The organism is Amycolatopsis sp. NPDC104587, assembly GCF_055583645.1.
On record NZ_JBVJNO010000005.1, the window covers coordinates 332795 to 344792 of the forward strand.

Below are 11998 nucleotides of genomic sequence, written 5' to 3' on the forward strand. Positions count from 1 at the left end.
TGCGCATCCGGAGACGCTCTCCATATTATCGGATCGCACGCAAGTGGAGAACATCTCCGCTTCTTCTCTTACTCCTCGGGGGAGTATCTCTTGTCCCAGCAAACGATCCATCGTGCGGTCGAGCCTGCCCCGGCCCGCCGCAGCGGGCTGGTCCTCGCGATCATCCTCACCTGCCAGCTCATGCTCATCCTCGACGCGACGGTGATGAACGTCGCGCTCCCGCGCATCCAGGCCGACCTGGGGTTCTCCGCCACCGGCCTGTCCTGGGTGATGACGGCCTACAGCCTGGTCTTCGGCGGCCTGCTGCTGCTCGGCGGCCGGGCGGGCGACCTGTTCGGGCGGCGCCGGATGTTCGTCGCCGGGGTCGCCGTGTTCACGCTCGCCTCGCTGGCCGGCGGCCTCGCCGACTCGGCCGCCCTGCTCATCACCGCCCGCGTCCTGCAGGGTGTCGGCGCCGCGATGGCGGGGCCGAGCACCCTGGCCCTGGTCACGACCACGTTTTCCGAGGCCAAGGCCCGCGTCCGGGCGCTGGCGCTGTTCTCCGCCATGTCCAGCGGCGGGTTCGCGATCGGCCTGATCGTCGGCGGCCTGCTCACCGAGTGGATCTCCTGGCGGGCGGCGCTGTTCATCAACGTCCCGTTCGGCCTCGCGATCGTCCTGCTCGCACCGCGGTTCGTGCCCGAGCCGCCGCGCCGGCCCGCCCACCTGGACCTGCCCGGCGCGGTCACCGGCACCCTCGGCGTCGGCTCGCTCGTGTTCGCCTTCACCCACGCCGCGTCCGACGGCTGGGGCAACACCGTGACGCTGTCCTCGCTCGTCGGCGGGCTCGTGCTGCTCGCGGCGTTCGTCGCCATCGAAGCCCGCACGGCGACGCCGCTGGTCCCGCTGCGGCTGTTCGCCGACCGCAACCGCAGCGCGGCCTACGTCAGCTTCTTCCTCGGCCCGATGGCCATGATGTCGATGTTCTTCTTCCTCACCCAGTTCATGCAGGACATCCGGCACTTCGCCGCGCTGGCCACCGGGTTCGCGTTCCTGCCGATGGCGGTGCTGATCTTCACGATGAGCCGGCTCGTGCCGCGGCTGCTCCCGCGGTACGGCCCGAAGCCGCTGGCGATCACCGGGTCGCTGCTCATGGTCTCCGGCGTCGTCTGGCTCGCCCAGCTCACGCCGGAAAGCACGTACTTCCCGGCGTTGTTCGGGCCGCTGCTGCTCATGGGGCTCGGCGGCGGGCTGGCGTTCGCGCCGCTCAACGTGATCGTGATGGCGACGGTGCCGAACGAGGACGCGGGCGCGGCGGGCGGCGTGCTGCAGACGATGCAGCAGGTCGGCAGCACGCTGGGCCTCGCCGTCCTGGTCACGGTGTTCGGCGCGGTGACGCGCTCGGCGGGCACGACCGGAGCCCAGCTCACGGTCGACGGCATGACCGCCGCGTTCGCGACCGCCGCGGGGTTCGCGGCGTGCACGTTCTTGGTGGCGCTGACCTTCCGGCGGGTTACAGCTTCTGCCCGGCCTTGACCTTGTGCGTCACCCGGCGCTCGACGAGGAACGAGACGAACGGGACGCACCCGGCCAGCAGCACGAGCACGGTGCCCTTGATCGACCAGCGGGCCTTGATCGCCAGGTCGATGGTCAGCACCAGGTAGATCATGTACAGCACGCCGTGGATCGGCGAGTACACCGCCGACGGCGTCGGGTTGTCGAAGCCGTACCGCAGCACCATCACGAAGCACAGGCCGAGCAGGCCGACACCGGTGACGTAGGCGGCGGTGCGGAACCGGACCAGGGGGCCGGTGAGCGGCACCGCGGTCTGCGCGGCGCCTTCGGTGCTGGTGGTCATCGGGTCGTCCTCACTCTGCGGCCTGCTGGTCGCGGGCGTTCAGCTCGCGCAGGTACCGGTTGTAGGCGGCCAGCTCCTCGTCTTCGTCCGTGTCGTGCCGCGGCGCGTCCGGACGGGGGCGGGGGGCGGGCACCTCGGCGACCGGCGTCACGACGGGCGCCGGTTCGGCTTCGGCCTTCTGCCGCAGCTTCCGGATCCGCCAGAACATGAACGCCGGGAACAGCCCGAACAACGGCCACTGCAGGACGTAACCGAGGTTCTGGAACGTGCCGTTGGCCGAGGTGAAGCGGTCCCACTGCCACCAGGCGAGCCCGCAGCAGACGAGCAGGCTCACCAGGCACGTCGCGACGATCGCGATCCGGCGTCCCCAGGGGGACCCCGCCGGCGGAGGGGAGGCTGGCACGGATCCGACGCTAGCACTGGGCGGCTGAGGCCCGGCGGCCGACCGCAGTGCGGGGTGGCCGGGCTCTCAGCCCTGCTTGCGGACCGACTGGGCGGCCTTCGCGTACCCGTCCGCGAGGCCGAACACCTTCTGCGCGTACTCCGTCGAGTTGTTGTAGGAGAGGATCCCGGCCCACCAGCCCGACGGGCTCGCCATGTCCCGGCCGCCGGCGCACAGGTACCGCGCCGCTGCCAACGCTGCGTCATCGATCTGCTGCGGATCGCCCAGACCGTCGCCGTTGCCGTCGGAGGCCCACTTACGCCACGTGCTCGGAATGAACTGCATCGGGCCCACGGCGCGGTCCACCCCGGCGTCGCCGTCGTAACGGCCGCCGTCGGTGTCCCCGATCGCTTGCACGCCCGAGGAGCCGTCGAGCGGGACGCCGATGATCGGCTTGGACGGACGGCCGTCGGCGCCGAGCACCGCGCCGGCGTACTGGCCGTGGTTCGACTCGATCCGGCCGATGCCGGCGAGCGTCGCCCACGAGATCTTGCACTTCGGCTGGTCGGCGCGCATCGCCAGCTCGGCGTTGCCGTAGGCCTGCAGCGCTCGCGCGGGCACACCGCTGGCCCCCGCGACCTGGCTCGCCCACTGGGAAAGCGTCGCGGGACCGGTGCTGCGGGCCTGTTGGGGAGACGTCTGCTGTTCAGCGCCGCCAGCGACCGCGCCCCCGGCCGGGGCGACCGATCCCGGGCGGACGTCGGCCGCCTTGACCTGCAGGGCGGGGATCTCGGTGGTGAGAGGGCTCGCCTCGGGCGTCGACGCGCGGGTCACGAGCCAGATCCCGCCGCCGGCCACGGCCAGCACGGCGAGGACGACGACCAGCCGGGTGAGCACCGCGACACTCGCGGAGCGCGGCGCCGGTGCCGGTGCGGCGGGGGCGGCTTCCTCGACGCTCGCGTCGATCGGGTCGTCCTCGTTCTTTCCGGTACGGGTGCGCACGAAACTCCGGTCCTCCAGCGTGGTGTCGACAGACTCTCAACGAGCCCGCGCAGGTTACCGTTACGCGGGTCGCCGAAATCGTCTCACCACACCGGTTCACCCGGCCGTGTGGAAGGTCAGGCGGACTTCTGCTGCCGCGCGAGGCGCGCGACGCACCAGGCCGGGGCGCTGCCGCGGCGAAGGTGCTGCAGGACGGTCATCGGGCCGAGGCGCCGGCTCAGGTCGGACGGCGCGAGGCCGGCCGCCCGGTAGTCGAGCGCTCGCTGGTCGAGCGGGCTGAGACCGGCGTCCCACCACTCCTCGGCCTCGGCGACGCCGCCGACCATCTGCCACCAGCCCGCGGCGGCCGTGAGCAGCTCTTCGGGCACCTCCGGCAGGCGGCGGCGCATGGCGTCGAGGTAGCCGGGGTCGGCCGACTCGACCGGGACGAACCGCTGCTGCCCGGACCGGGCCCGCTGGCCCGGGATGCCCGGAGCCTGGGCAGGCGCGTCGGCCAGCCACGCGGAAGCGATGCGGTCGACCTCCTGCTCTTCGGGAGTCTGCTCGCGCTCGGCGGCCCATTGCCGGATCAGCGCGTCCACTCCGGGATCTCCGGTCATCCCTGCCTCCTTGTAGGTCCCCGACGGACAGGCCCTGACGCCTGTCCCACGCGGTGGTGCCGCACGCACCCACCTGCACCTTGCTGAGTGGAAACTGCCTGCGTACCGGGGGTCTCCGAGAGGGAGGGCGAACCACCCGATCACGCAATGTGAGCACCGTAGGGCCGGGGTGGTCTCCTTCGCCAGACCCCCGGTGCCACGAATTCGCCGACCTGCGCGTTTTCGGCGGCAATCCACCCGGATGGTCGAGTGCAGGGTCCGAAATCCGAGATTGGTGACGCTCGGTGATTTACCGTCCGGTAACACGCACGGTGACCGCGGCGCCGCCGATGCGGTGCCGGTGAGCGGGTCGTGCGAGGTCAGGAGAAGAGCGTCCGGAAGAACGTGACGATCGCTTCGGCACCGTCCTTCAGCCAGCCGAGGACGCGGTGCACGAAGTCGGCGGACTGGTGGGGCTGGGTGATCAGGAAGAAGAGCACGAGGGCCACGACGCCCACGATCAGGACTTTCTTCACGCCACTCGACATGCGCTTCCTCCCCGGCTCGCCGTCCCCGTCCTGGGAGTGGCCACGCCCATACTCTAGGGAAGGCTTGCCCGGAAGACACCCCGATCAACCCCCTAGGAGCCGCGATGACCCGGAACGTGCTGGTTGAGCGGGACGGCGCGGTGACGACGATCACCCTCGACCGACCGGGCGCCCGCAACGCCGTCGACGGGCCGACCGCGACGGAGCTGGCTGAGGCGTTCCGCGCCTTCGACGCCGACCCCGACGCCGCGGTCGCGGTGCTGACCGGCGCGGGCGGCGCCTTCTGCGCGGGCGCGGACCTCAAGGCGATCGGCACCGGGCGGATGAACCGGACTCACCCGGACGGGGACGGCCCGATGGGCCCCACCCGGATGACGCTCGGCAAACCGGTGATCGCGGCGGTGCACGGGCACGCCGTCGCGGGCGGGCTGGAGCTGGCGCTGTGGTGCGACCTGCGGGTCGCGGACACGACGGCGGTGTTCGGCGTGTTCTGCCGCCGCTGGGGCGTCCCGCTGATCGACGGCGGCACGGTGCGGCTCCCGCGGCTGATCGGCCAGTCGCGGGCGATGGACCTGATCCTGACCGGACGTCCGGTCGAGGCGGACGAAGCGTTTTCGATCGGCCTGGCCAACCGGCTCGTGCCGGCGGGCGAGGCGGTTTCGGCGGCGCAGGAGCTCGCGCGGCAGCTCGCGGCGTTCCCGCAGGCCTGCCTGCGCGGCGACCGGCTCTCGGCGGTCGGGCAGTGGGGACGGTCCGAAGAGGACGCGCTGACGGCGGAGTTCGCCGCGGCGATGGGCGCGGGAGTCCTGGCGGCGGAAGCGGTCGACGGCGCGGCGAGGTTCAGCGACGGCGAGGGCCGGCACGGCACTTTCGCGTGACCCGAGAGGCATCACACGTGCCTGGCGAGGCATCACACGTGCTTGAAGGGGCATCACGCGTGACCCGAGGGGCATCACGCGTGATGGGCGGGGCATCGCGCTGATGCCCGCCCAGTCACGTGTGATGCCCGCTCAATCACGTGTGATGCCCGTGCAGACACGGGTGATGCCTGCCCGAGCACGGGGGATGCCCGGAGTTACCGGGCATGCCTCTAGTGAGTGGATCTCGCGAAGCCGCCGTGATTCCGGGTGAGCGGCCGATAAGGTCGCCGGATGGACGACGATGTCGACAGAGTCGTGCTCCGGCCCGTCGCCGAAGCCGATCTCGGCCTGCTGGAGCGGCTGACCAACGATCCCGCCGCGTCCGGTGAGCACCAGTGGTTCGGCTGGCACGATCCCGGTTACCTGCGCCGCCGGTGGCACGAGACCGGGATGCTCACCACCGAAAGCGGCATGCTCGTGCCGGTGCTCGGGAGCCGCGTGCTCGGGCTCGTCTCCTGGCACCGCAGCCGGACCGGGCCGACGTCCTACTGCTGGAACGTCGGGCTCGTGCTGGCCGCGGAAGCGCGCGGCCACGGCTACGGCACCGAAGCCCAGCGCCTGCTCGTCGAATACCTCTTCGCGCACACCCAGCTCAACCGGATCGAAGCGACGACCGAGACCGGCAACCGCGCCGAACAGCGCTCGCTCGAGAAGGCCGGCTTCACCCGCGAAGGAGTCCTTCGCGGCTACGGCTTCCGAGACGGCGACTGGCGCGACAGCGTCATCTACTCGGTCGTGCGCTCCGACCTGGCGAAGAACTAGGCGATCACCCCCGCCGAACGCAGCGCGCCGAGGTCCGTGACACCCAGCTCGGCAAGCACGGCTTCGGTGTCGGATCCCTTGGTGCGCGGGGCTTCCGGCGTCTCCGGCGGCGTCCGGTCGAACCGCGGGGCCGGGGCCGGCTGGACCATCCCGCCGATCTCGACGAACGTGCCGCGCGCCGCGTTGTGCGGGTGCGACGCCGCTTCGCCGGGCGCGAGCACCGGGGTCAGGCACGCGTCGGTGCCTTCGGCGCGGGCGACGAGGTCGTCGCGGGCGTGCTTGCCGATCGCCGCCGCGAGGATCTCGCGAAGGCGCGGCCACTGTGTCTTGTCCACGTGCAGCGGCAGGTCGGCCGGGTCGAGCTCGAGCACCTTCACCAGGTCGCCCCAGAACCGCATCTCGATCGCGCCGACGGCGACGTACTTTCCGTCCGCGGTCTCGTAGGTGTCGTAGAACGGCGCGCCGCCGTCGAGCATGTTGTCCCCGCGGCCGCCGCCCCACAGCCCGGCCGCGGCCATGCCGTGCAGGCTGGTGGTGAGCAGCGCGGCGCCGTCGACCATCGACGCGTCGACGACCTGGCCGCGACCGGAGCTGTTCCGTTCGTACAGCGCGGCCAGGATGCCCATCGCGAGCAGCAGCCCGCCACCGCCGAAGTCGCCGACGAGGTTGAGCGGCGGCACCGGCCGCTCCCCCGCGCGCCCGATCGGCTCGAGCGCGCCGGCGATGCCGATGTAGTTGATGTCGTGGCCGGCCGCCTTCGCCAGCGGCCCGTCCTGGCCCCAGCCGGTCATCCGGCCGTAGACGAGCCGCGGGTTGCGGGCGTGCACGACCTCGGGGCCGAGCCCGATCCGCTCGGCGACCCCGGGCCGGAACGGCTCGATGAGGATGTCGGCGGTGTCGCACAGCTTCAGCACCAGCTCGACCCCTTCGGGCGTCTTGGTGTTGATGCCGACCGAGCGGCGGCCGCGCGCGAGGGGGTCGGTCGGGATGCCGAGCACGTCCTCCCCCGGCGTCGCGCGGTCGACGCGGACCACGTCGGCGCCGAGGTCGGCGAGGATCATCGTGGCGAACGGGCCGGGCGCGAGCCCGGCCAGCTCCACCACCTTCAGGCCGCTGAGCGGACCTGCCTTCATAGTCGGTCCTCTCAGAGCGAGCGGGAGATGATTTCCTTCATGATCTCGCTGGTGCCACCAAAGATCCGCGAGATGCGGACGTCGGCCCAGGCGCGCGCGATCGGGTACTCGGTCATGTAGCCGTAGCCGCCGAAGAGCTGGACGCAGTCGTCGACCACCTTGTTGACGCGCTCGGTGGTCCAGAGCTTCGCCATCGCCGCGCCCTGGACGTCGAGCTCGCCCTTGAGGTGGCGTTCGATGCACTGGTCGAGGAACGCCCGCGCGACGGCGGCCTCGGTCGCCGCCTCGGCGAGGGTGAACTTGGTGTTCTGGAAGGAGAAGATGGGCCGGCCGAACGCCGTGCGCTCCTTCGTGTACTCGAGCGTGAGGTCGACGGCCGCCTCCAGCCCGGCCACCGCGGTGACGGCGATGATCAGCCGTTCCTGCGGCAGCTGCAGCATCAGCTGGATGAAGCCCTGGCCCTCGGCGTCGCCGAGCAGGTTGGCGACCGGCACGCGGACGTCGTCGAAGAACAGTTCGGCGGTGTCCTGGCCCTTGAGGCCGACCTTGTCGAGCACGCGGCCGCGGCGGAAGCCCGGGGAGTCGGTCTCGACCACGATCAGCGAGACGCCCTGCGCGCCCGCGTCCGGGTCGGTCTTGCACGCGACGACCACGAGGCCGGCGTGCAACCCGTTGGTGATGAAGGTCTTCGCGCCGTTGAGGACGTAGTGGTCACCGTCGCGGACCGCGCGCGTCTTGATGCCCTGCAGGTCCGACCCGGTGCCCGGCTCGGTCATCGCGATCGCGCCGACCAGCTCGCCGGTGGCCAGCTTCGGCAGCCACTCGCGCTTCTTCTCTTCGGAGGCGTACGCGTTCAGGTAGTGCGCCACGATTCCGTTGTGGACGGTGACGCCCCACGCGCTGTCGCCGGAGCGGGCCTGCTCCTCGTAGAGCACGGCCTCGTGGGCGAAGGTGCCGCCGCCCCCGCCGTACTCCTCGGGGATGGACAGGCAGAGCAGGCCGACGTCGCCCGCCTTGTTCCACAGCTCTCGGTCGACCTTCTTCTCGGCGGCCCAGCGTTCCTGGTGCGGGACGGCCTCCTTCTGCAGGAACGACCGCGACAGCTCGCGGAGGTCTTCGAGCTCGGTCGTGCTCCAGGAGCTCTTCGGGAGTTGAAGCGGCACGGGACCCTCCTGCTGGAAAACATGACGAACAGCATGTAAGTTCACTGCGGAATGTACATCCGTACCGGCCTGTAGGTAAAGCAGGGAGGCCGCGGTGACCGAAACGGCACACCGGACCCAGGCGCAGCGGCGCGAGCAGACCCGCACGGCGCTGCTCGACGCCACCATCGACTGCCTGGTGGACGTCGGGTACGCGCGCACGTCGGTGCAGGAGATCTGCGCGCGGGCGGGCGTGTCCAAGGGCGCGGTGCAGCACCACTTCACCGCGAAGGCCGAGCTGATGGCGGCCGCCGTCGAGCACCTGACGACGAAGCTGCGGCGCCAGCTCGCGGTGTCGCTCGACGAGCTGCCCAGCGGCGGCACCGGCGTCGCCGCGGCGATCGACCTGCTCTGGACCGGCTACTCGGGCACCCTTTCGACCGCCGTCACCGAGCTGTGGGTCGCCGCCCGCACCGATCCCGAGCTGCGCGCGGCCATCCGCCCGGTCGACCGCGCGCTGGGCCGCGCGACGCTCGAGCACGTCACGCAGGTCGCCGGCGACCTCCCACCCGAACGCGCCGAGATGCTGTTCTGGCTCACCGTGAACCTGACCCGCGGGCTGGCGCTGGACGCCGAGCTCGGCGGCGACCCGAACCGGCGCCGTCAGCTGCTCGAGGAGTGGAAGCGCATCGCCGTCCTGCTCTACCAGGACGCAGCGACTGCGCCGAGCTGAGCAGCCCGCCGGGCAAGAGGCGAAGTGCCCCTTATCCCGCCGTCGGATTCGTGGTCCAATCCCCTGCGAACGAGGGGAGTTCCCGATGACCTCCGGTGCGCCGGCCCCATATCCGTACGCCTACACCCCTCCGCCCGCCGCGGCGCCCACCGATCCGGGCGCGCTCTTCCGGCTGCTCGCCGGGATGCTCGGCGCGCTGGCCGCGGCGCTCGTCGTGGCCGGGTCGTTCCTGCCGCAGACGTCGTTCGAGCAGATCGTGGACAACAAGACCGAGAGCAGCCAGACGATCAGCGCCTGGTCACGCACGTTCGGCGTCGAACCGGGCGCCGAGGCCGCGAAGTTCTACGAGAACACCCACGTCGCGCACTACGGGATCCCGCTGTCCGCGGCCGCCGTGGTGCTGCTGGCCGGGGCCGTGCTGGCGTTCGCCGGCTCGCGCCGCTCGGCCCGCGCCGGGGTGCGCTCGGGCGCGCGGACCGCGCTGGTGGCCGGCGCCGCCGGGGCGGCCGCGGCGGTGTGGATGCTCGGCATGGACGTCTCGGCGACCTTGAGCTACGAGTCCGACGAGGGCACGATCCAGTCGCACTACTCGACCGGGACCGGCTTCTGGCTGCTGCTCGGCGGCGGGGCCGTCGCGGTGCTGACGCTGGTGTTCGCGGTGCTGGCCGGCCGGCGCGCGCCCGCCACCGCGCCGTCCGGGATCCCGGCGCCCTACGGCGGGCCCCAGCTGCACCAGCAGCAGTCGCGGCCCTACCCCGTTCCGCCGCAGCAGTACCCGATGGGCCAGCAGTACCCGCCTTCGCAGCCGTTCCCGGCGCAGGCGGGACCGCCGTCGCAGCCGTTCCCGGCGCAGCCCGGACCGCAGTCGCAGCCGTTCCCCGCCCAGCCGGTGCCCCAGCAGCCCGACGACCCCTACGGCGGCGCGACGCAGGCGCACCCGTACCCGGGGCAGGGGCAGGCGTCCCCGACCGAGCCGAACTACCAGCTGCCGCCACTGAACCCACCCAATACGTGAAAGATATTCACATCAGGCTGGACATCTGACGTACCGACGGTATGCTGTACTCGTCGGTAGTGTGCCATCGGTTACCAATCCGACCACAGTCACGGCCGCATGGCTTCGTGGTAACGGTTGCGTGCTGCGGGGGCAGGCGGCCTGCTTTTGGCCGGATCGGTAACACCTGCGCGCGGCGTCGCGCGGACTCCGGACGCCGCGGAACGGAGACGTCATGACCAGCACGACCCCCGCGAACGCGCTCGAAGCCACTCCCCTGCCGCCGACCGTCGGCGGGGTGGCCGGGGCGCCGGGCTCGGCGCGGGCGGCCCAGCTCGTCGCGCGCGTGGCCGGTGGCGAGGACTCGGCGACGGTCCGGATGCGGGCGCCCTTCACCGGGCAGCCGATCGCGACCCTGCCCCAGGCCACCGACTCCGACGTCCGCGCGGTGTTCGCCGGCGCCCGGACCGCCCAGCACGCGTGGGCGGACCGCTCCCCCGCCGAGCGCGCCCGCGTCCTCACCCGGCTGCACGACCTGGTGCTCGCCCGGCAGGACGAGGTGCTCGACCTGGTCCAGGTCGAAGCGGGCAAGGCCCGGCTCGACGCGTTCGACGAGGTCAGCGCGACCGCGCTCGTGGCGGCCTACTACGGCAAGCACGCGGCGAAGCTGCTCGCCCCGCGCCGCGTCGCCGGGGTCATCCCCGGTCTGACCCGCGCCGGGGAGATCCGGCACCCCAAGGGTGTAGTCGGGGTCATCTCGCCGTGGAACTACCCGCTCGCCCTCACCGCGATGGACGTCCTCCCGGCGCTCGCGGCCGGCAACGCCGTGGTGCAGAAGCCGGACAACCAGACCGCGCTGTCCGCGTTGTGGCTGCACGAGCTCGCCGAGGAGGCCGGGCTGCCGGCCGGGACCTGGCAGATCGTGCTCGGCCGCGGCTCGAAGATCGGCGACGCGCTGGTCGAGGAGTCGGACTACCTGTGCTTCACCGGGTCCACGCCGACCGGCAAGGAGCTGGCGGGTCAGGTGGCGAAGCGGCTGACGTCGTACTCACTGGAGCTCGGCGGCAAGAACCCGATGGTCGTGCTGCCCGACGCCGACATCACCAAGGCCGCGACCGGCGCGGTTACGGCGTGCTTCTCCTCGGCCGGGCAGCTGTGCGTGTCGGTCGAGCGGATCTACGTCCACGAGTCGATCCGGGAGGAGTTCACCCGCGCGTTCGTCACGCGGACCGCGGCGCTGAAGCTCGGCGGCGCGCTCGACTACCAGGCCGGGATGGGCTCCCTGACGTCGGAAGACCAGCTCGCGACGGTGTCCGCGCACGTCGAGGACGCCCGCGCGAAGGGCGCTTCCGTGCTCACCGGCGGCCGCGCGCGGCCCGACCTCGGCCCGCTGTTCTACGAGCCGACCGTGCTTTCCGGCGTCACGCCCGACATGGTGCCGTTCGCGGAGGAGACGTTCGGGCCGGTGGTCTCGATCTACGGCTACACCGACGTCACCGAAGCCATCAACCGGGCCAACGACACGCCGTTCGGGCTGAACGCCAGCGTCTGGTCGCGCAACGGCCGTGCGGGCTGGGAGGTCGCGGCGCGCCTCAAGGCCGGGACGGTCAACGTCAACGAGGGGTACGCCGCGACGTTCGGCAGCGTCGGCGTCCCGATGGGCGGCATGAAGGACTCGGGCGTCGGCCGCCGCAACGGCGCCGAAGGCCTGCTGAAGTACACCGAGGCCCAGTCGATCGCGCTGCAGCGCGGGTTGGCTCTTCGCCCGCCGAAGCGGGTCCCGGGTTCGCTGTGGTCCCGCGGCATGACCCTGGGCCTCAAGGCCCTCCGCCGCCTCCCCCGCTGACGCAACCCGGAACTCGCGTGATCCGGGCCGTAACTCACGTGACTGCGGCCGTAACTCGCGTGATTACAGCCGTACCGGCTCTGATCACGCGAGTTCCGGCTTCAATCACGCGAGTTCCGGG

Annotated in this window: 13 protein-coding genes; 6 read left to right on the forward strand and 7 right to left on the reverse strand. The window is 71.8% G+C overall.

Annotated features, from left to right (window positions below; genetic code table 11):
• The first annotated feature begins 90 nt into the window (after window positions 1-90).
• Window positions 91-1515, forward strand: a complete 1425-nt coding sequence (locus ACZ61C_RS17040; protein ID WP_465307630.1) for an MFS transporter — start codon at window positions 91-93, stop codon at window positions 1513-1515.
• Here the strand turns inward: ACZ61C_RS17040 and ACZ61C_RS17045 are convergent.
• From ACZ61C_RS17045 to ACZ61C_RS17065, 5 genes are all read right to left on the reverse strand, one after another.
• The gene (locus ACZ61C_RS17045) at window positions 1493-1837 is read right to left on the reverse strand and encodes a DUF3817 domain-containing protein (protein ID WP_284741204.1); all 345 of its coding nucleotides are present in this window, start codon (window positions 1835-1837) and stop codon (window positions 1493-1495) included. The two genes, ACZ61C_RS17040 and ACZ61C_RS17045, sit on opposite strands and share 23 nt — an antisense overlap.
• Window positions 1838-1847: 10 nt before the next feature.
• Window positions 1848-2240, reverse strand: coding sequence for a hypothetical protein (locus ACZ61C_RS17050; protein WP_465307632.1), 393 nt, complete (start codon window positions 2238-2240; stop codon window positions 1848-1850).
• A 66-nt stretch (window positions 2241-2306) separates the two neighbouring features.
• A complete protein-coding gene (locus ACZ61C_RS17055) occupies window positions 2307-3221 on the reverse strand; it encodes a lytic transglycosylase domain-containing protein (RefSeq protein WP_465307634.1) in 915 nt (304 codons plus the stop codon).
• A 116-nt stretch (window positions 3222-3337) separates the two neighbouring features.
• Entirely contained in the window at window positions 3338-3820 is a 483-nt protein-coding gene (locus tag ACZ61C_RS17060) for a helix-turn-helix transcriptional regulator (RefSeq protein WP_285483327.1), read from the reverse strand.
• A gap of 359 nt (window positions 3821-4179) precedes the next feature.
• On the reverse strand, window positions 4180-4347 hold the full coding sequence (locus tag ACZ61C_RS17065) for a hypothetical protein (RefSeq protein WP_465307636.1): 168 nt from the start codon (window positions 4345-4347) through the stop codon (window positions 4180-4182).
• A 104-nt stretch (window positions 4348-4451) separates the two neighbouring features.
• Between ACZ61C_RS17065 and ACZ61C_RS17070 the strand changes: the two genes are divergently transcribed.
• Both ACZ61C_RS17070 and ACZ61C_RS17075 read left to right on the forward strand, forming a co-directional pair.
• Window positions 4452-5225 carry a crotonase/enoyl-CoA hydratase family protein gene (locus ACZ61C_RS17070; RefSeq protein ID WP_465307638.1) on the forward strand — a complete coding sequence of 258 codons (774 nt, stop codon included), beginning with the start codon at window positions 4452-4454 and terminating at the stop codon, window positions 5223-5225.
• Window positions 5226-5498: 273 nt separating this feature from the next.
• Entirely contained in the window at window positions 5499-6029 is a 531-nt protein-coding gene (locus ACZ61C_RS17075) for a GNAT family N-acetyltransferase (protein ID WP_465307640.1), read from the forward strand.
• Here the strand turns inward: ACZ61C_RS17075 and ACZ61C_RS17080 are convergent.
• Window positions 6026-7162, reverse strand: a complete 1137-nt coding sequence (locus ACZ61C_RS17080; protein ID WP_465307642.1) for a CaiB/BaiF CoA transferase family protein — start codon at window positions 7160-7162, stop codon at window positions 6026-6028. The genes ACZ61C_RS17075 and ACZ61C_RS17080 overlap by 4 nt on opposite strands.
• A gap of 11 nt (window positions 7163-7173) precedes the next feature.
• The gene (locus tag ACZ61C_RS17085; protein WP_465307644.1) at window positions 7174-8325 is read right to left on the reverse strand and encodes an acyl-CoA dehydrogenase family protein; all 1152 of its coding nucleotides are present in this window, start codon (window positions 8323-8325) and stop codon (window positions 7174-7176) included.
• Window positions 8326-8419: 94 nt separating this feature from the next.
• Between ACZ61C_RS17085 and ACZ61C_RS17090 the strand changes: the two genes are divergently transcribed.
• The 3 genes from ACZ61C_RS17090 (at window position 8420) to ACZ61C_RS17100 (ending at window position 11877) form a co-directional block, all read left to right on the forward strand.
• Window positions 8420-9037, forward strand: coding sequence for a TetR/AcrR family transcriptional regulator (locus ACZ61C_RS17090; protein WP_465307646.1), 618 nt, complete (start codon window positions 8420-8422; stop codon window positions 9035-9037).
• Between the two features lie 85 nt (window positions 9038-9122).
• Complete coding sequence (locus ACZ61C_RS17095; RefSeq protein ID WP_465307648.1) at window positions 9123-10052, forward strand: hypothetical protein; 930 nt, start codon at window positions 9123-9125, stop codon at window positions 10050-10052.
• 214 nt (window positions 10053-10266) lie between these two features.
• Entirely contained in the window at window positions 10267-11877 is a 1611-nt protein-coding gene (locus ACZ61C_RS17100; protein WP_465307650.1) for a succinic semialdehyde dehydrogenase, read from the forward strand.
• Window positions 11878-11998 lie beyond the last annotated feature (121 nt).

Coding starts and splice junctions, on each gene's coding strand:
- ACZ61C_RS17045 (WP_284741204.1), bottom strand. CDS start 1,837: ATGACCACCAGCACCGAAGGCGCCGCGCAGACCGCGGTGCCGCTCACC.
- ACZ61C_RS17060 (WP_285483327.1), bottom strand. CDS start 3,820: ATGACCGGAGATCCCGGAGTGGACGCGCTGATCCGGCAATGGGCCGCC.
- ACZ61C_RS17065 (WP_465307636.1), bottom strand. CDS start 4,347: ATGTCGAGTGGCGTGAAGAAAGTCCTGATCGTGGGCGTCGTGGCCCTC.
- ACZ61C_RS17070 (WP_465307638.1), top strand. CDS start 4,452: ATGACCCGGAACGTGCTGGTTGAGCGGGACGGCGCGGTGACGACGATC.
- ACZ61C_RS17075 (WP_465307640.1), top strand. CDS start 5,499: ATGGACGACGATGTCGACAGAGTCGTGCTCCGGCCCGTCGCCGAAGCC.
- ACZ61C_RS17080 (WP_465307642.1), bottom strand. CDS start 7,162: ATGAAGGCAGGTCCGCTCAGCGGCCTGAAGGTGGTGGAGCTGGCCGGG.
- ACZ61C_RS17095 (WP_465307648.1), top strand. CDS start 9,123: ATGACCTCCGGTGCGCCGGCCCCATATCCGTACGCCTACACCCCTCCG.
- ACZ61C_RS17100 (WP_465307650.1), top strand. CDS start 10,267: ATGACCAGCACGACCCCCGCGAACGCGCTCGAAGCCACTCCCCTGCCG.